The 17,887-nt window shown below is 44.6% G+C and carries 14 protein-coding genes and 2 tRNA genes; 3 read left to right on the plus strand and 13 right to left on the minus strand.

Going from position 1 to position 17,887, the window contains the following annotated elements; all coding sequences use genetic code 11:
* Positions 1-347: 347 nt before the first annotated feature.
* The 10 genes from ACR63N_RS04740 to ACR63N_RS04785 all read right to left on the minus strand — a co-directional run bounded on the left by ACR63N_RS04740 (position 348) and on the right by ACR63N_RS04785 (position 12,720).
* Positions 348-1,307 (minus strand): acyltransferase, encoded by a 960-nt coding sequence (locus ACR63N_RS04740; RefSeq protein ID WP_472782524.1) that lies wholly within the window; start codon positions 1,305-1,307, stop codon positions 348-350.
* A gap of 127 nt (positions 1,308-1,434) precedes the next feature.
* Positions 1,435-2,421: a D-cysteine desulfhydrase family protein gene (locus ACR63N_RS04745; protein WP_472782525.1), complete on the minus strand. Its 987-nt coding sequence runs from the start codon at positions 2,419-2,421 to the stop codon at positions 1,435-1,437.
* Positions 2,422-2,644: 223 nt separating this feature from the next.
* Positions 2,645-4,381, minus strand: a complete 1,737-nt coding sequence (locus ACR63N_RS04750) for a BCCT family transporter (RefSeq protein WP_367106162.1) — start codon at positions 4,379-4,381, stop codon at positions 2,645-2,647.
* A 38-nt stretch (positions 4,382-4,419) separates the two neighbouring features.
* On the minus strand, positions 4,420-5,883 hold the full coding sequence (locus tag ACR63N_RS04755) for a dipeptidase (RefSeq protein WP_472782526.1): 1,464 nt from the start codon (positions 5,881-5,883) through the stop codon (positions 4,420-4,422).
* Positions 5,884-5,942: 59 nt separating this feature from the next.
* On the minus strand, positions 5,943-7,364 hold the full coding sequence (locus ACR63N_RS04760; RefSeq protein ID WP_367103585.1) for a purine-cytosine permease family protein: 1,422 nt from the start codon (positions 7,362-7,364) through the stop codon (positions 5,943-5,945).
* 307 nt (positions 7,365-7,671) lie between these two features.
* Positions 7,672-9,159, minus strand: coding sequence for an aldehyde dehydrogenase (locus ACR63N_RS04765; RefSeq protein ID WP_472782527.1), 1,488 nt, complete (start codon positions 9,157-9,159; stop codon positions 7,672-7,674).
* A gap of 65 nt (positions 9,160-9,224) precedes the next feature.
* The gene (locus ACR63N_RS04770) at positions 9,225-10,262 is read right to left on the minus strand and encodes an LLM class flavin-dependent oxidoreductase (RefSeq protein WP_472782528.1); all 1,038 of its coding nucleotides are present in this window, start codon (positions 10,260-10,262) and stop codon (positions 9,225-9,227) included.
* Between the two features lie 53 nt (positions 10,263-10,315).
* Positions 10,316-11,227, minus strand: coding sequence for a flavin reductase family protein (locus tag ACR63N_RS04775; RefSeq protein ID WP_472782529.1), 912 nt, complete (start codon positions 11,225-11,227; stop codon positions 10,316-10,318).
* 19 nt (positions 11,228-11,246) lie between these two features.
* Positions 11,247-12,089: an alpha/beta fold hydrolase gene (locus ACR63N_RS04780; protein WP_472782530.1), complete on the minus strand. Its 843-nt coding sequence runs from the start codon at positions 12,087-12,089 to the stop codon at positions 11,247-11,249.
* A gap of 13 nt (positions 12,090-12,102) precedes the next feature.
* Positions 12,103-12,720 (minus strand): amino acid synthesis family protein, encoded by a 618-nt coding sequence (locus ACR63N_RS04785; protein ID WP_472782531.1) that lies wholly within the window; start codon positions 12,718-12,720, stop codon positions 12,103-12,105.
* Positions 12,721-12,893: 173 nt separating this feature from the next.
* Between ACR63N_RS04785 and ACR63N_RS04790 the strand changes: the two genes are divergently transcribed.
* Together ACR63N_RS04790 and ACR63N_RS04795 are read left to right on the plus strand one after the other, a co-directional pair.
* On the plus strand, positions 12,894-13,550 hold the full coding sequence (locus tag ACR63N_RS04790) for a GntR family transcriptional regulator (protein ID WP_472782532.1): 657 nt from the start codon (positions 12,894-12,896) through the stop codon (positions 13,548-13,550).
* A gap of 8 nt (positions 13,551-13,558) precedes the next feature.
* Positions 13,559-13,939, plus strand: a complete 381-nt coding sequence (locus ACR63N_RS04795) for a carboxymuconolactone decarboxylase family protein (RefSeq protein ID WP_472782533.1) — start codon at positions 13,559-13,561, stop codon at positions 13,937-13,939.
* 81 nt (positions 13,940-14,020) lie between these two features.
* Here the strand turns inward: ACR63N_RS04795 and ACR63N_RS04800 are convergent, their stop codons facing one another.
* The 3 genes from ACR63N_RS04800 to ACR63N_RS04810 form a co-directional block, all read right to left on the minus strand.
* Positions 14,021-15,571 carry a TerC family protein gene (locus ACR63N_RS04800; protein ID WP_472782534.1) on the minus strand — a complete coding sequence of 517 codons (1,551 nt, stop codon included), beginning with the start codon at positions 15,569-15,571 and terminating at the stop codon, positions 14,021-14,023.
* Between the two features lie 176 nt (positions 15,572-15,747).
* Positions 15,748-15,824: transfer RNA gene (locus tag ACR63N_RS04805), tRNA-Asp, on the minus strand.
* A 52-nt stretch (positions 15,825-15,876) separates the two neighbouring features.
* A tRNA-Val gene (locus ACR63N_RS04810) sits at positions 15,877-15,952 on the minus strand.
* 239 nt (positions 15,953-16,191) lie between these two features.
* Between ACR63N_RS04810 and ACR63N_RS04815 the strand changes: the two genes are divergently transcribed.
* Complete coding sequence (locus ACR63N_RS04815) at positions 16,192-17,859, plus strand: cardiolipin synthase (protein ID WP_472782535.1); 1,668 nt, start codon at positions 16,192-16,194, stop codon at positions 17,857-17,859.
* Positions 17,860-17,887: the final 28 nt, after the last annotated feature.

Here is a 17,887-nt window from a genome sequence, read left to right on the forward strand (position 1 = left end):
AAGCTGGCAAAAATAGCAACGAGTATGCTGATAACACTCGTTTAGATAGCCACCAAAAATTTGAGACTGAACTCCGAAATAAGCAAGGTCAACAGCTACATTTTCTTCCTTGTGTGAGGATAACGTTTGAACGTCTGCTCAATCGCGTTATCTTGTCTTACTGCAAATGGACTTCCTTAACTAGAATTTTTCATTATTGCATTAGTATTACTATAAATAGTTATCGTACTACTATAGTTAGATTTATACTAACTTTTATCTACAAACAGAGGCCATTATTCAAGTAAAATAACTATAATTAAAATAAGAATGATTAATTAATATAACCATCATATAGACATTTTTTATTAAACACTTTTAGCAGGGCTATCTGCAAATTCAGCCAGCATATCATCAATACGCTCATCCTTTTGTTGCCATGCCTGCTCGACCCAGTCGAACATTTGCGCTTTAACCGCTTCATCGTTCTCGTAGCCGCCGTTTTTAAGGTCGGTCATCAGGCTCTTTGGCATATCAATATAGCGCACATCAACGCCCAAGCGCTTAATATTACCTTTCCATAAGTCGCCATAAGCTGGTACGCCGTCAGGATAAACGATCGTCATATCCAAGATGCCGTCTATATCTTCACCCAAGGCATTGACGGCAAGTGCCAAACCGCCTGCACGTGGTTTAAGCAAATGCGTGTATGGCGAGTTTTGTTTATCGCGCTTAGCTTTAGTAAAACGTGTCCCTTCTAGGTAATTGAGTAGAGTAAAAGGCTTGTCTTTGAGCAGGGCGCAGGCACGTTTGGCCTCAGCGATGTCCTTACCTTTTAGGGCAGGGTTTTTGGCAATGGCTTCTTTAGAATGTCGGCGCATCATTGGAAAGTCTAAAAAATAAAAAGTTTGACCAACGATAGGGATATAGATCAGCTCAAACTTAGTAAAAAAACGCGTAAGCGGTAGACGGTTCTCACTAATATATTGGACGATGCTAGTATCGACCCATGATTGATGGTTGCTGATCAGTAGATACTTACCCTCGGTATTTACGTCATCAGGTAGACTAATACGCCAGTCTTTTTTGGGTAGCACATAATCTATGACCGCATTGTTACTGTTAATCCAATGATTGGCAATTTTGATCACCATTTTATCAGCAATAGAGGCGCCGGTTATTATTTTAGTTGCGCCCATAAGCCATATCGGGATAGCGCCGCCAAAACTATTTACAGCAATAACACCAGTGGCAGTAGCCAGCGACACTGCTTTACCCAATTTAGGACTACGATCATGCATTTTTTGCAAAAGTGCTGCCACGCGCATAGTAAGTTCTCTTTATCCCAATAATCGATATCAACTTACCAGCCTCAGTAAGTCATGAATGTTTTACAAGTACAAACTAAATAGACTACGAAATAGCTACTATTATCCACATTACTAGAAATGTTTTCTAGCGCTTTTCAGCAACGTTCAAGTCATTCGCATAAGCAAATAAAGCTGGCGCGCCGCCCGTATGCCAAAATAGCACGCGATCCGTTTGCTTAATTTGTCCCGATCGAATCATATCTAATAGCCCGCCCATCGCGCGTCCCGTGTAGACAGGGTCTAATAATATGCCTTCTGTTTGTGCTAGGGTAGCAATGGCTTCGTTTTCTAAATGGCCAATTACGCCATACCCTTCACCAACATAATCATCATTTAGAATCAGATCGCTATCTGAAAACTGATAATCGATATCTATCAACCTTGCCGTACTGTTAGCCAGCGCCACAATATGCTCATCAAAGGGCACTTGATCCATCTCACCTTTATCGATATTTATGCCGACTATTTGACAATCAGACGCAAAAATTCTATCGCCCAGTATAAGACCGGCGTGGGTAGCACCGGAGCTTGAAGCAAAGACGATATGGGTAAATGTGGTATTTATACTCTGGCGCTGCGCCTCCATCTCCCGAAAAGCTTCTACAAAGGCGATAGCACCAAGCTCGTTTGAGCCGCCGTAGGGTATGACGTAAGGTTTTTTACCGTCTTTTTTTAATTGCTCGACAATTTTAGGTATATCTTCGCCCTTACGATGAGCGCCTGCCCAGTGAATATGACAGCCAAAAATCTGATCTAGCAGCAAATTACCTTGCACCTGATCAGGCTCCTCTCCGCCTAACACTAAATGACACTCAAGCCCCAAGCTCGCGGCCGCCCCTGCCGTCTGACGACAATGATTCGACTGCGCCGCTCCCGCAGTAATCACCGTATCTGCGCCTTGTTTGAGCGCATCACCCATAATAAATTCAAGCTTACGGGTTTTGTTACCGCCAAGTGCTAGCCCCGTATTGTCATCTCTTTTCATAAAGATTTTCGGGCCGTTAAGCTTATCACTTAATTTGGCAAGCTCAACTAATGGGGTGGGGAAGAAGCCGAGAGACTGTCTGGGCATGTTGCTTATACTTATTAGGTTGTTAGTGATCATGGTTTATCCGTAGTGATATTGAGTTAGGTTAAATCGAGTGAATTAATGGGTATTAATAGCATAAAGCTATAAGCGGTAAAAGCAACTAAGGTTAAATGATGTCTGAGTAATTAAGCAAATTATAGAGATAAAAAAACCTCAAACGAAATTATGTTTGAGGCTAAAACTATTTAAGTTTTCTTAATAAATGCTAAGGTTCTTTTGCGCGCATACCATCTAAAATCAGCGCCTTTAACAAACTAATCGCCATTAGAATAATAATGAACGAGAAGGGTATAGCAGCAATGATCATCGCCGAGGTTATAGCGTCAAGACCGCCAGCAAGGAGTAGAGCGGCAATGACTGCGGTTAATGCCACGCCCCAAACGATTAAGTGTTTTGAGCCATTTTCAACTTTAGCTTTACCGGCAGAATTGACGGTATTTACGACCAATAACGCCGAATCCGCAGAGGTGACTAGATAAGTCAGTAGTAGAATAACCACCATGGCAGACATTAAGTTTGCCATCGTCGAATCAAGCATCAAATTGATAATCTCAAACAGCTGCGCGGTCAATCCTGAATCAAATATTTTGCCGCCGGCCACCCCGCTCAACTCTAAATCAATACCCGTGCCGCCAATAAAGGAGAACCAAACAAATAAGGTAAAACTAGGGGCGACAATACCAATGAGGCCAAACTCACGAATGGTACGGTTTTTGGAGATACGCGCTAAGAATATACCGACAAATGGCGCAAAGGCAATCCACCACGCCCAGTAAAAAATTGACCAGCTGGTTTGCCAAGCGCCTAGCTCCGTATTAGGATCCCAAACAGTAACCACCATAGCTGGCAGATTGACCACGTAGCTTAGCATCCCTTTGCCCAGCATCTCTAAAGCGAACATCGTCGCGCCAAAGATCAAGAAAAATGCCAACAGTAAGAATGAGAGCACCATATTAATATTACTAAGCCATTTTATCCCGCGTCCAACCCCTGATAAAGCTGAGCCTATGGACAGACACATCACTACAAATAGCGATAATAATAAAGCGCCTGTAGTCGGTTCAGGGCTAGCAGGGTCGGTCACTAACCACGCGATACCGGTAATACTATAAAGGCCGGAAGCAAAAGTGCTCAAGCCAATACCGATGGTTTGCGAGATACCAAATATAGTGGCAATTACCGCTGAGATATCAATGATGTTACCCAGTGCTCCTTCTAAATGCTTGCCAAACAGTGGCGTGAGAGCAGAGCGCATAGTCAAAGGCAGACCGCGTGCATAACAGAAAAAGGCTAGACAGATACCGACCAAACTATAAGTTGCCCAAGCGCTAATGCCCCAGTGCAAAAAAGAATAGCGATAGGCGGCGTCTAAAGCACTCTCGGTCTTAGGAATGACAAGACCTTCAATTGGCACTAGTGCGCTCGCGGCGACTTGATCTTGATAAAAAGCAAAGACATCAGCGCCCTCTGGTACCGGCGTACCACTTGCGCTCAAAGCGGTGATAATCAGCTCTTTTGCCATAATGGTATCGGGGTTGTTTGCCAAGTGCCAAATAGGTTCAGCGGCGCTATAAGTTAAGACACCAATGCCGATACCGGCGCCAAAAATCATGGCAAACCAAGAAAAGTTTGAAAACTCCGGTTTGCCATTGGGGTCAGTGCCAAGTTTAGTACGTCCAAATGAGGGCCACAAAATGACAGTGAGACAAACCAGGACATAAAAGGCGACAGAATAGGTATAGTAGCTATTAAGATTGGCATATGACCAGTTTTTCAAAGCGTCCAAGATAACACCGGAGCGCTCAATATCGCTTAGAATCCAAATAACCACTAGGGTTACTAGGACTTTTGAGGTAACAGTCACAAAACGATTAAAACCCTTATAAAATCCTTCATCTTGGGTTTTAATATTTAACTCTTTTATCGGAGGACGAATAGGCATAGTTTTTTCCTTAAAACTAAATGCAATTAACTGCTAATTTATAGCCACTCGACAATGGTGTTGCTTAGATATTTACCTTTTATGTATTTTCCCAGTCTGAGCGCCTCTTCATAAGCTTGCATAGCGCTATCATGAGTAAATTCAGTTAATAGCTCAATGCGCTCATCGTTGTCCAAAGTCGCAAGCTGTTGCTTGAGACTTTGCTGCTGAGCAAAAAACTTATGCTGCAACTGATTAAACTTAGGAATTACAAGCTCTTTAGCGATAGCCTCGTAGTTACGGTAGCAAAGCTGTCCCACCTCTTGAAATGCCCACCAAGCAGAATCCAAATCATAGTCGCCAGTGAGCGCTAGCTGATAAGGTTTAGGGATGTCGCTGACAACAATATAAAACGGGATATAGCAGCTTAGCTTACTAGCAGCAAGCGCGATCCACATACAGGCTTGCAGGTTCTTAGGAGCGTCTTTGAGGTTTTCATTATTGAAAAACTCAAACACCATAGAAAATACGGTGCCACCTTGCCCGATACTATGACTGACCTCCATCCATAGCGGGTTTTTGCCGTGTCCTGCTTGTTGCTGTATGGACAAATCGTATGGCGTACCCTCAAAGGTGTCGCCTAATAAACTCATAATATCTGCTACGCTAAGCTTGTTATTAGGTTTGCCTTTGTAGATATAGGCGCTTGGGTCATGCTCAAGGCCACATAATCTATTGACGCAGTTGTATCGTCTTAGCTGATTAACGGCTCTATCTGTACCGCCAAAAGCTTCGGAGATGTTAGGCCCTTGGCCAAAAATTTTAGAGAAATTAAAAGGCTTGCTCTCATCATCTAAGCTGCCGTCATACAAGTTGTGCTCTATAGCGTAGGAGCGCAAATTTGCTGAATACATGAAGTTTTCACTATCTGTAAAATCAACTTCTTGCGTCCCAAAGCAATTGGGCCGGCATTCTATTTCATCATCAGCGACTCTTTTGGCAACCCATAAACCGCCAGGTACCAGCTCTAAAAAAAAGCCTTCTTTGGGGTCAGATATTGCTAGGGTTACCGCGCCTTCGCCGCCTTCTATAGACGACACGCTATAACCGTACTCGTCGATCAGCTCACCAATCATTTGGATAGCTTGTCTGGCCGTTCTACCTCGCTCTAAAATTAAAATTGAGATATCGTCAGCTTCTAAGAGATCATTGTCGCCTTGCGCATTATGGAAGGTATAAACTCCCATCATGCCGACCGCTACTTGATTCTCATTCATACCGTCAGCCCATGACAGGGCGCGGGTGCCGGTCTCATAATCACAAACCGTGTGCGTATAAGCATAGGTTTCAGGCACTTGCGGTATCTTGATGCCTTTTACAGTCAAAAAGGTATCTGCTTTATCGTAGCGTTTATGGGGTTTATGATGAACTTGACCCGGACTGCCGGGCCAGTCATTGTTCACACCCATAATAACAGCGCCCGCTATAGTGGTATGACGTCCTGCTATTACAGAGAAACACATAATTTTTATCCTTTTTAATGCTACTTCGGTGCCGTTTTAGCCCCATTTAAGTATCATATTTACGCGGTAGTTTTTAGACGGCTATCATCTAAGGATTTAGTGGCTGCGCTTTTACCTAAAACATAGTAGACCACAGCGGTCACTAAGAAGCTAAAGAACACACTACCTATTATGCTGCTGACAAAAGGTAGGTTTGGCGCCACAAAATACGATCCTGCACCAACAAACCATGAAATAATCGCCATGGTATTGATACCATTGCCATACCAATAAGGACCATGTTTGACATTGAATTTGGTAATGTCATAGTCTTGCTTACGCAGCAGATAAAAATCCACCAACATAATGGCGATACAGGCTGGGAAGAATGCCCCTAAGAAAATAAGGAAGACTTGGAACGTATCCAGAAATGAGCCTAAAATTAGCGGCGATAAACCAATCAAAGCGGCTAGGGTACCGACGGCAATCATGGAGAGCTTGGCAGGCAGTTTTTCGCTGATATTGGCGGTTGAAAAGCCACCAGAGTAGATGTTGATCATATTAACCGCGATGGTTGAGATCACAATCAAGATGTTCGCCACCATGCCCATGCCTAGCGTGCCAGTGATATAAGCCAAATCTGCAGAATAAGGGTCAAACAGTCCGCCATTCATGACAGCAACAGCGATGGCACCAGCCGCGCCAACGATCAAAAACCAAAGCATACCAAAGGCGGCACCAAACATCGGCCAAACCGTCGCCGCTCTTTTGCTGGTGGTATAGCGCGTATAATCGGCAATACACATGACCCAAGCAAAGCCATTAGCCAAGACGATATCTAAGCCGCCGCCCATAGTCAAAGACCAGCTGGTGTTCTCAGGATTATCAGCCAGTGACCAGCCCCATAAGTCTGCAAAAGAGACTAGGGTAAAGACTTTGTAGGATATCCAAACACTGAGCGCCACCAGACAAACCACGGCGATAACCTGTGCTTTGGATATATATCTTGCCCCGTAGACAGCCGTAACTGTAGAGACCAGCATAATTAAAAGAACAGACAAAATAATGTTACCTGCGGAGTAGATATCGCCGCCAGTAAAAGAAGTAATAATAGTAGATAATGCGGTAGCGGCAATATAAGTATTGACCCCGCACCAACCGACAAACTGTAGGGCATTGAGCATCGAAGGTAATTTACTGCCTTTGATACCAAAGGGAACGCGGCACAGCCCCATATTGGTTGAGGCGATCTTGTAACCCATAAATCCGACTAGCGCTAAAATAAAATAGACGATTGGATTACCTATCAAAGAGGCAATAACCACGCCACTTAGGCCAAGAGCGCCCATGATAGTACCCATATACCATGTGGTCGGATTGGCGTTGGCACAAATCCAAGTCGACATCATCTCTTTGCCGCCATAATATCTGGCGTCCATAGGCACGTACTCATCAATAGCGTAGTCGCGCGCTTCATTTTGCTGAGCGTTATTATTTTCCAATGGGGGATTCCTTTTTATACTTTATTTAAAATAAATGTAATCTTAATGAATGGTTTTTAGTCGGTTTTGACAAAGTGTTATTAACCACTACCAATAATCACTGTCAACCGCTATCAACCACAGTTTCCTCAAAACGTTAAATAACCAGTAATGCTATAAAATAAATAGTGCAAAACAATATAAAAGGTTCTATTTGTTTATTAACCTAATCTCAGTAGCAATTTCAGTACTTATATCAGTACCTATCTCAATGCTAATATCAGTGCCAATTGATCTCCTTTGAAGTGCTAAGCATATGCTAAACGGGTTAACGCATAATAAATGGATTTGCCATGGGCTTAGCTGAAATATTAATCCACGTGGTTTTGGTGCGTGTGTATTCTAGTACCGATTCGCTACCAGCTTCACGGCCATATCCCGACTGATTGTAGCCGCCAAATGGCGCGATAGGGGAGATGGCGCGGTAGGTATTGACCCAACAAATACCCGAGCGAATTTGCTGCGAGACGCGGTGCGCGCGGGCAAGGTTCTGAGTAAAGACCCCCGAACCTAATCCGTAAACACTGTCGTTTGCCATCGCAATGGCTTCTTCCTCAGTATCAAAGGCGACCAGTGACATGACTGGGCCAAACATCTCAATCTTTTGCGTTTCAATATCGGTATGTGGGCATTCTACCAAGGTAGGAGAGAAGTAATTGCCTGCTGCCAAATCAGGTTCGGTCGGCGGCTGACCACCAAAACGAATGCTTGCGCCTTGGGTAACTGCTTTTTCTAGCGTGTCTTTAATGCGCTCGACTTGCGCTTTGGTACACAGCGGCCCTACATGCGTATCAGGATTTAGCGGATTGCCAATCACGATACTTTTAGACTTTTCTTCCACAAGTTTGATAATCTCAGGCAAGATAGAGCGCTGTACAAAGCCGCGCGATCCTGCGACACAAGATTGACCGGAGGCACCAAAATTACCAGCAATAAGGCCATTAGCGGCGCTTTCTAGATCAGCATCCTCAAAGACAATAATCGGCGATTTACCGCCAAGCTCCAAGCTAGTCACAGCAAAGCTATTGGCCGAGTTTCTGACCACATGACGCGCGGCATCGGGCCCGCCCGTAAAGGCGATCTTGTCGACATCAGGATGACTGGTTAAGGGAATGGCGCAGTTTTCAACGTCGCCGGTGATGACAGAGACCACACCTTTTGGGAAGCCAGCTTGCTCTATAAGTTTTGCAAAAGCAAACATCGGGCAGGGCGCAATCTCAGATGCTTTTAGGATAATGGTGCATCCTGCGGCAAGCGCGGGTCCAAGCTTGGTTGCGGTCAAAAACATCTGTGCGTTCCAAGGGACGACAGCGGCAACGACACCGATCGGCTCACGGCGCGTAAAGACATGCATGTCGGGCTTATCGATGGGCAGCGTTGCGCCTTCGATCTTATCGGCAAGACCAGCATAGTAGCGATAATAGTCGCCAACATAACGCGTCTGCGCAACCGTTTCATGCGCCAGTTTGCCGCTGTCGGTAGTTTCAATCTCGCCTAGACTTTCAGCGTTTTGTTCAATGAGTTCAGCGAGACGGTAGAGTAATTTACCGCGCTGGGATGCACTCATTTTGCTCCATTCTGAGTTATTCAAAGCAGCTTTTGCGCCGCGCACTGCACGGTCGACGTCGCTTGAGGCCGCACAGGCGAAGGTTGCCCATACCTCGCCTGTTGCCGGATTATAGCTATCCATCTGCTGATGGCTACTGCCTTCGCACCATTCCCCGTTGATATAGAGCTGGTAGTGGGGTTTAGTCATCGCGGTTCTCCAAATTGTTTGTTGGATGGTTTACGTATATCTGCTAAATGATGAAGTCCAAAAAGTTACGCAAACGCTGGCATAACCTCGTCAATAAGGCGGCGCAGCGAGTCACGTTTTTGCGCAAAACTCATACTAGAGTCAATCCAAAATGAAAACTCATCATAGCCTAAAGCTTCATAACGTTTAAGTTTTTCGATAACCTGATCGGGCGTACCTATGGGCATGTTCTCCAGCATCTTTTCAGGTGCGAACATCTCCATTTTTGCCATCTCTTCATCGCTGAGCGGTTCAATAAGACCTTGTTTAACGGGGCGCTCGTTTCTAAACCAAGAGCCAAAGTAGCAATAAAAACGACTGATACATTTAGCAGCTTTAAGCACGTCATCGGCGTCACTGCCAACGTAAGCATGCTGCAATAACATGATTTTGGGGTCTTTATCCTGCCCATGCTCAGCTTTGGCGTCTTTAAAGCGCTGCATCAAGGTCTCGATCTCCTCCATGCCTAGCCATAAGGGTGTGACTTGTACGTTGCAACCGTTCTCAACTGCAAAGTTATGACTATTAGGATCACGCGCAGCAATCCACATGGGCACGCCGCCTTCTTGAATAGGTTTTGGGGCTGAAGTTGTTAAGGGAAACTTTGAGTATTTGCCATCATGCGCGTAGTCGCCTTGCCAAAGCTGCTGCACCGCTGGCACCAGCTCGCGCATGCGCCCGCCCGCCTCCATAGCGTCCATGCCAGGCATCAAGCGCTCGTATTCAAAACTATAAGCGCCACGAGCGATACCCAAATCCAACCTACCTTTGGTGAGAATGTCGGTCATCGCCGCTTCACCAGCCAGTTTGATCGGATGCCAAAAAGGTGCAATTATTGTGCCTGTACCGAGGCGCACGTTTTTGGTGTGATGCGATAAATCTACCAAGTTCAAAAATGGATTGGGGGCAATGGTAAAATCCATACCGTGGTGCTCGCCGGTCCAAATAGCGTGCATTCCGCCTGCGTCGGCCATTTTTGCCAGCTCAATAAAATCGTTATACAGCTGGCGATAGCTTTGGGACTCATCAATCCGCTCCATGTGTAAGAATAATGAAAATCTCATAGTGCAGCTCCTTTGCTCTATCGTTTGTCTTAATAAATGAGTTAAATTAAAATTTAGTGAACATGACCACTGTCTTCTTTACCGACGTATACGCCATAAAAGCCATTTTTACTCTCAGTTGCATAGCGGGTCATCATCTCAGCGATAGCAGGCGTTACATAATTTTGCTTAGCAAGACTGTCAATGGATACATATTCGCCCAGTTCTTTAGTTTCGGATGATTCTACAAACGCTCGGTAAAAAATATAACTGTTATTGTTTTTTGTACTTTCATAAATGGAGAAGACCGCCCCTAGTTGAGCCTCAATATCGTTGTCTCTTAAAAACTGCTTGATCGTATTGACGGCACTGGTGTTGTCATCAGTCGTTGTAATGGGTAGAGTGGCTTTACCCTCACTTTGCGCTAGTAGCACTTTGTCTTGATGTTCTATAATCACACCGACGTTGACTTGCCTTTCTTGAGTGCTAATCTCTGCCGCCTCGCGCTCAAGCCCCAAGCTGAAATAACCACCTGCAGCGTAGCCTAGGCCGCGACCTTCACGAGCTGAGAAATCAAGCACTGCACCAATCAAAATATGATGGTCACCGGCCTCAAGATTGCGCTCGGTTCTACAAGAAAAATGCGTTAAAGCGCCATCAATTAGCGGATTGCCTTGTGCGTCTGTGTGCCAATCAATTTGACTGAAACGATCCTCTTTTGAGCCGGCAAAGATATTGGAGATATGTTGCTGGTCTTCGCTTAAAATATTGACCGCAAAATGCTTACAGTTGGCAAATACCTCAAAGCTTGACAAAGATTTGGCCGGACATACGGACAAAAGCGGTGGCTCAAGCGATACTGACGTAAACGAATTGGCAGTAAATCCTATCGGCGTGCCCTCATCAGTTATGGTCGTTATAACTGTAACCCCGGTCATATAACTGCCAAAAGCATTACGTAAAGCTTTTGCGTCAAATAGTTTCATAGTCACCTCTTGTTTTAGGTTAAGCGTTGTTAGTAGTGTAGGCATCGCACTGGGTAAAGAATGTCGCCAAGGCCTCATTAACGCTCCTAGCATGGGTCATTTGTGCCATATGCCGAGCTTTTGGGACGATAACGGCATGCGCGTTAGCTAGCAGATCTGCCATTATTAGTGACATGTCAGGAGTAGAGTTGGCATCCAATTCACCGGTCAAAAATAAGGCTGGCACCGTTATGGCTTGTAAGTCAGTCGCGCTGATACCACGCAGATGCGCGAACATCTGATAAGCTCGGGCATATCCTAAGCGATTACCGTTATCTAGCCATGTCCGGCATAACTCAGCCTCGTAAAGATATTTTGCATCGTCATTAAACCAGCGGCTAATGGGCTTGTCGCTAACGTTTTGATCAAGGTTATCTAATAGGGATCCAGCGCGAACTTGGACGTTTTGAGCCGCACTATCGGAGCGATCATAGATCGCATTGAGGGCTGCGACCCCGCGGACTACTTTTGGATAAGATACCGCGGTTTGCAAAGCCGTCATCGCTCCTAAAGAATGGCCCACAATGATTGCTGACTGTCCAATAACCTCATCAATAAACGTTTTTAGCACGTCAGCGAAATCGTCTAAAGACAAAGTAGGGTTGGCTAATAAAGCGCTTTCTCCATGCCCGGGCATATCAAGTGCATAACAGCGATAACGCTCACTAAATACTGCCAGCTGCTGATACCAGCTCTCTGCGCGCAGGCCTACGCCGTGAATGAAAACGATGGGGGTGGCCTTGCTATTAGTCATGTCATTAACAAGGTCATTGGCCTGATAATGATAGGCCATGCCGCCAGAGGTTTTACGTAACCATTTCATCAATGAGGACTCCTTAAACTGCTGCCGGATTATCCAAATCACGACCGAGGTCTTTTAGATCTTGGTAGCGATCGCCAATACGGTGATGCGGCCTCCCGCCAGTAGCGCCGCCTAGCACAATGACCACTTCATCATCACGAGGCGCATCCGGAATAGCAAATTGAATGGTCAGATAATGGGAGCGGCGACCAACATCGTCTTTATCCATTAGCGGTACCATGATGGGGGAGTTGGCACCGCCGCGTATATTAGTAAAGGATAAATAGCTACTAGCCGATAAGGCTTCACGATAAAAATTACCAAAACGCAGGGTATGAATCAGTCCTGAGGCATGTTCAATCTCGCCGTTTAAGCCCACGACGGCGGCTTTACCATAGGCTTGGATTTTGTCCGCACCGCCTGCCAATGTCGTTATCTTGTTGGTCAGCAGCTTGCCTAAGACAGGACCGAAAGCTTGGATCTCAGGCTTTAGGTCTTCTACATAACGTCCAGCCCATGGATTGGTAATCACCGCTGCCACTGCAAACAAACGTAGCGGTGTATCGGCAGTTTTATGACCTTCTATTAAAGTCTCTTCTTCAAAAGAGACTATTTTTCTAATTTGTAGATTTTGCATCTCAGGCTTCGACATTATAAGTTCCTTTTATAAGAGGGCATGTAACGGTATAAATGATATAGCCAACTAAAGTAGTAATTAACTATTACTTATGTATTATGGTATACCATAATATGATATTCAAAAAAATACTATCTTTTTTTTTGTAATCGTTATAATCTCATTAAACTAAGATAAGTAGAGATCCCATGTTAGAGAAAGTAGAAAAGCCAAAAACACTAAAAGAATCAGCATTAGAACAACTGCGCATGGCGATTATGATAGGACAGCTGGCACCAGGCGAGAGGCTAGTCGAACGTAGCATTGGTGAACAATTAGATGTCAGTCGTACAGTAGTGCGTGAATGTATCCGGCATTTAGAGAGCGAGCATTTAGTAACTGTCTCTATCAATGGCCCTATGGTCACGGTATTAGATAATGATGAAATCCGCCAAATTTATCAGCTGCGAGGAATGCTTGAGAATGAAGCGGTGCGTCATTGTGCTGAGCAAGTAAATCCTAAGATCGTACAGGCTTTGCAAGATGATTTGGATCAAATTCGAGTTGAGTTGTCTGCTGGTGATATAGTAAGGGCTTTGGAACATGCACGTCTGTTTTATAAATATCTGTTTATAACCGCTGGCATGACAGTCGCTTGGGAGCTTACAGATAGGTTAAATGGCCGTATAGGTCGCTTGCGTTTTATGACTTTATCGACGCAAGGACGAGCTGTTGCAGGCCCTAACAATTTACAAGACATTGTCAACGCGATTGCTAAAGGTGACAGTGAAGCGGCGGTGCAAGTCTGTCAAAATCATATTGAAGAGGTTTGCCGCATCAGCTTGCGTCTTAATGAACAACAATAGGAGTAGTTATGGATAAGCAGCGGTTTGAATTAGGTCTTAGCCAGCGTAAAGCAACTTTGGGCACTGAGTATGTCGAGAACAACTTAAAGGCGGCTGATGATTTCAACCTACCGTTCCAAGAGGCGATGACCGAGTGGTGTTGGGGCTTTGGCTGGGGCGACGCGGCTATCGATGCCAAAACCCGCTCACTTATGAACCTCACCATGATTGCCGCTTTGGGCAAAATGCACGAGTGGGAGCTGCATCTAAACGGTGCAATCACTAACGGCTGCTCACTTGAGGAGATTCGCGCGGCTATTCATGCGATTGCTATCTACTGCGGAGTACCGCAAGGGGTAGAGTGCTTTCGTATTGCGCGTAAAGTATTGACTGAGCGCGGGTTGTTGTAGTTCATGTCATATAGAGAATATCTATAAAAAAACCCCAAACAATCTAATGTTTGAGGCCAAACTTATATAACTATCAATCGGTTATTGATTCTCAATTTTTACCAAAAGAATTCTTGATGACAAAGTTTCCATGATAGTAAAAACATAACCATCAGCACGCACTTGATCGTTGACTTGTACCATACCTTTTAGCTTGTCATTGATGTAGCCGCCGATGGTCAACTGCTCTACCTCTTCAATAAGATTAGGCTCGTTGAGCTCAAGGCGTAGCTGATCTAAACTAATCGTGCCCTCAGCGATCCAGTGATCCTCTTGCTTGACGATCTCCAGCGTCTCATCTTCGTCAGGGAACTCGCCGGCGATCGCTTCAAATAAATCCAAAGGCGTGACTAGCCCTGCTACCTGTCCATATTCATCAACCACGACCGCCAAGTTACCTTTAGCGTTTTTTAGTAAATTAATCAGACGTAGATTATCAATAGTATCGGATACGTACACCGGTTGTTGCTTGGTCATTAAAGGTTTTAGAGCAGTATAGATATTATCAGGTTGCCCATCTAGCACCGATAAAATATCTTTTGCTCGCACCACGCCCACTATCTTATTTAGTTTGCCTTGGCAGATTGGCAATAAGCTGTGCGGCGTTGCCAGTACTTGCTGGCGTATCTCATCTACTGTGTCTTCAATATTAACCCAAGAAATCTCTGAGCGCGGTGTCATAATAGTTTCGACATCACGCTCGCTAAGCGCCAGCACCCCGCTTATCATGTAGCGCTCTTCTTCAGCAAAAGGTACGGCTTGCGTGGAATCTTGGGGTTCTACCAGCGTATTATCATGATCACTTTCAGCACTTTTGCCGCCCATAAGGGTCAAGATATTATCCGCCGCTCTATCGCGCAGGGGAATCATGTTCTCATATTTGGTACGGTTACGCTGCATGAACTGATTAAAGGCTTCGATAAGAATAGAAAAACCAATTGCCGCATACAAATAACCCTTGGGAATATGAAATCCTAGCCCCTCAACGATCAAGCTAAAGCCAATCATCAATAAAAAGCTCAAACACAGGATAACGACGGTAGGATGCTTGCCAATAAAGTCAGTTAGAGCTTTAGCCGCCAAGATCATCACTGCCATAGCGACAATAACAGCCGCCATCATAACCTCTAAGCGCTCCACCATACCGACAGCAGTAATGACCGCATCAAAGGAGAATACAGCGTCGAGAATAACGATCTGAGCAACGACGGCGGTAAACCCAGCATAAACCTTACTTTTATTAGGCGTCTCAAGCTTGCCCTCTAAGCGTTCATGCAGCTCAAGGGTAGCTTTAAACAGTAGAAAGAATCCACCAACGATCAAAATTAAGTCACGAATAGACAAATCAAAAGCGGCGTAGCTGATTACTGGCTCCGTTAGGGTTATCAGCCATGACATGACAAAAAGCAGTCCTAGGCGCATAAGAAGCGCAAGCCCCAATCCTAGATTACGGGCTTTACTGCGTTGGTGTGGAGGTAGTTTATTGGCAAGAATGGCAATAAAAACCAGATTATCGATACCTAAAATAATCTCAAGGCTCACTAGGGTGAAGAAACCAAGCCATATCGAAGGATCGCTTAAAAGCTCTATCATTTACGGACGTACTCACTTAAAGGACAATAAAAAACAAGGTGAAAAGTTTAAGGTTTAATAGACGAGGTGAACATTGATACAGTTAAAATAATCATTTAGACGCAAAAAAACCCCAAACAATACGATGTTTGAGGCGAAACTTGTACTTACTAATAAGTAAACTAAGTTTTAAAATATGGCGCAGCGGACGGGACTCGAACCCGCGACCCCCGGCGTGACAGGCCGGTATTCTAACCAACTGAACTACCGCTGCTTAGGTCGTTTTAGCATCTTGTCCTTACCAATAGGACCCACTTGCTAATAAGTGGTGGGTGATGACGGATTCGAACCGCCGACATTCTGCGTGTAAGGCAGACGCTCTACCAACTGAGCTAATCACCCTGAGAACCGTGAAAAAATTGCACTGCAATTTTAGGTTCGCAAGAGAAAATTCCTTAGAGGGAATTTTCTAACAGCCCAAAACTGAATAAAGCCCTGTTCTGTGGCTGTGTATTATATACATTTGCATTGAGGTGTCAAATACTATTTGCTAAAAATAGCAAATAATCATTAGTAGAGGCTTATTTATTGTTTGAGCGTTAAAAGCTACTATACTACCTATATCTTTTTTGTATGGTTTGATGGAGGACAATATAGACGCTTTAGCTACTGAGCAGCTGACATCGTGGTCGTGGGGCGACTTTGCAAGTCTGGGTCTGATATTACATATTGTTTTAATGATCGTTATGACGCTGCGCATTGTGTCGGTACAGCGCAACATCGGAGTGTCGATTGCATGGATAGCGGTGCTTTATACCCTACCTGTAGTTGGGCTTATAGCTTATATATTATTAGGCGAGCCCATGATTGGACGCCGCTACCGTCAGCGTATCGACGAAGCTAGTCTGCTTATGAACAACATGGCCACGCGTGAGCGCTTGATATTTGATCAAGGCCAAGATCTGATTCCTGAAGATTATCGCGGCGTCAGTCGTATCGGTACATACAAGACAGGATTTGGTATATTTTCTGATCATAAGATGCAGCTATTAACAGCGCCGCAAACTATTTTTGATCGTCTCATTAGTGATATTGATAATGCCAAACGCACCATCTTGTTAGAGTTTTATATTATTTATCCTAAAGGGCAAGTAATAGCCGTACTCAAAGCGCTACAAGCGGCCGCTAGACGCGGGGTTGAGTGCCATATATTAGCGGATAGTGTAGGGAGCTTTAGCTTTTTTAATAGTCCCGAGCATCGAGCGCTGGCACAAGCTGGCGCGTTTGTCCATCAATCGCTACCTGTGGGATTGTTTAAGACTTTGTTTAAACGATCAGACCTACGTAATCATCGTAAAATTGTCGTGATCGATGGTTATATCGGTTATACGGGTAGTTTTAACTTGATTGATCCTAAGTTTTTTAAGCAAGACAAAGCCGTCGGTCAATGGATTGATATCATGATACGCAGTGTCAGCCAGCAACCAGTAAGCATTGCCACTGCAATGACTAAAGTGATCGTAACGGATATCAGCGCTGAGAATAATGACAATTTAAATGCGCTAGATCAGCGCCTAAACAATTATACGCGTAAGCTCTATATCTCCAATCCAACTATTAATGATATCAACAGCCGCGTGCAAGTACTAAGAGATGATAGTCATAGTGATCGCCTATATACTCAGCACAATTTGACTTATAGTTTGCCTGCGTCTACAGGACTGACCTCAATTGCCATACCACAAATGCCAGTCGTTGAAGACGTCGTAGCGCAGCTAATTCCTTCAGCGCCGCAGGTGACAGGTCATGTTATTTATAACACTTTAGTGACCATTATCCACCGCGCCAATCACCGTATCCAATTAACCACGCCTTACTTTGTACCGGATGAGGCATTGTCAGGCGCGCTGACTACAGCAGCCAGACGCGGCGTTGAAGTCACCCTTATCATTCCTAAGAAAGTGGATTCGTTCTTAGTGCAGCATGCCTCACAGGCGTATTATCAAGAATTGCTTGAGGCTGGCGTAAAGATTGCATTATTTCGAGGCGGACTGCTACATACTAAAACGGTGGTTATCGACGATGATTACTGTCTGTTTGGAACAGTAAACATTGACATGCGCAGCTTTTATCTAAATATGGAAGTGAGCCTAGCCATTTATACACCTGAAATGGTTGCGCAAGTTGCAGAGTGTCAGGAAAGCTATCTACAGAACTGTCATTATTTACAATTGGCAGAGTGGCAACAGCGACCCAGCTATAAGCACTTATTTGATAATGTTATCCGTCTTTTTAGTCCCTTATTATAGTTTCGCTTAATAAATATAATTACTTATA

It is taken from the genome of Psychrobacter sp. M4 (assembly GCF_055699795.1).

Bases quoted from the DNA above. Each gene is read 5' to 3' on its own strand.
- ACR63N_RS04740 (WP_472782524.1), bottom strand. From the start codon at position 1,307: ATGCGCGTGGCAGCACTTTTGCAAAAAATGCATGATCGTAGTCCTAAA.
- ACR63N_RS04745 (WP_472782525.1), bottom strand. From the start codon at position 2,421: ATGCCCAGACAGTCTCTCGGCTTCTTCCCCACCCCATTAGTTGAGCTT.
- ACR63N_RS04750 (WP_367106162.1), bottom strand. From the start codon at position 4,381: ATGCCTATTCGTCCTCCGATAAAAGAGTTAAATATTAAAACCCAAGAT.
- ACR63N_RS04755 (WP_472782526.1), bottom strand. From the start codon at position 5,883: ATGTGTTTCTCTGTAATAGCAGGACGTCATACCACTATAGCGGGCGCT.
- ACR63N_RS04765 (WP_472782527.1), bottom strand. From the start codon at position 9,159: ATGACTAAACCCCACTACCAGCTCTATATCAACGGGGAATGGTGCGAA.
- ACR63N_RS04770 (WP_472782528.1), bottom strand. From the start codon at position 10,262: ATGAGATTTTCATTATTCTTACACATGGAGCGGATTGATGAGTCCCAA.
- ACR63N_RS04775 (WP_472782529.1), bottom strand. From the start codon at position 11,227: ATGAAACTATTTGACGCAAAAGCTTTACGTAATGCTTTTGGCAGTTAT.
- ACR63N_RS04780 (WP_472782530.1), bottom strand. From the start codon at position 12,089: ATGAAATGGTTACGTAAAACCTCTGGCGGCATGGCCTATCATTATCAG.
- ACR63N_RS04785 (WP_472782531.1), bottom strand. From the start codon at position 12,720: ATGTCGAAGCCTGAGATGCAAAATCTACAAATTAGAAAAATAGTCTCT.
- ACR63N_RS04790 (WP_472782532.1), top strand. From the start codon at position 12,894: ATGTTAGAGAAAGTAGAAAAGCCAAAAACACTAAAAGAATCAGCATTA.
- ACR63N_RS04795 (WP_472782533.1), top strand. From the start codon at position 13,559: ATGGATAAGCAGCGGTTTGAATTAGGTCTTAGCCAGCGTAAAGCAACT.
- ACR63N_RS04800 (WP_472782534.1), bottom strand. From the start codon at position 15,571: ATGATAGAGCTTTTAAGCGATCCTTCGATATGGCTTGGTTTCTTCACC.
- ACR63N_RS04815 (WP_472782535.1), top strand. From the start codon at position 16,192: ATGGAGGACAATATAGACGCTTTAGCTACTGAGCAGCTGACATCGTGG.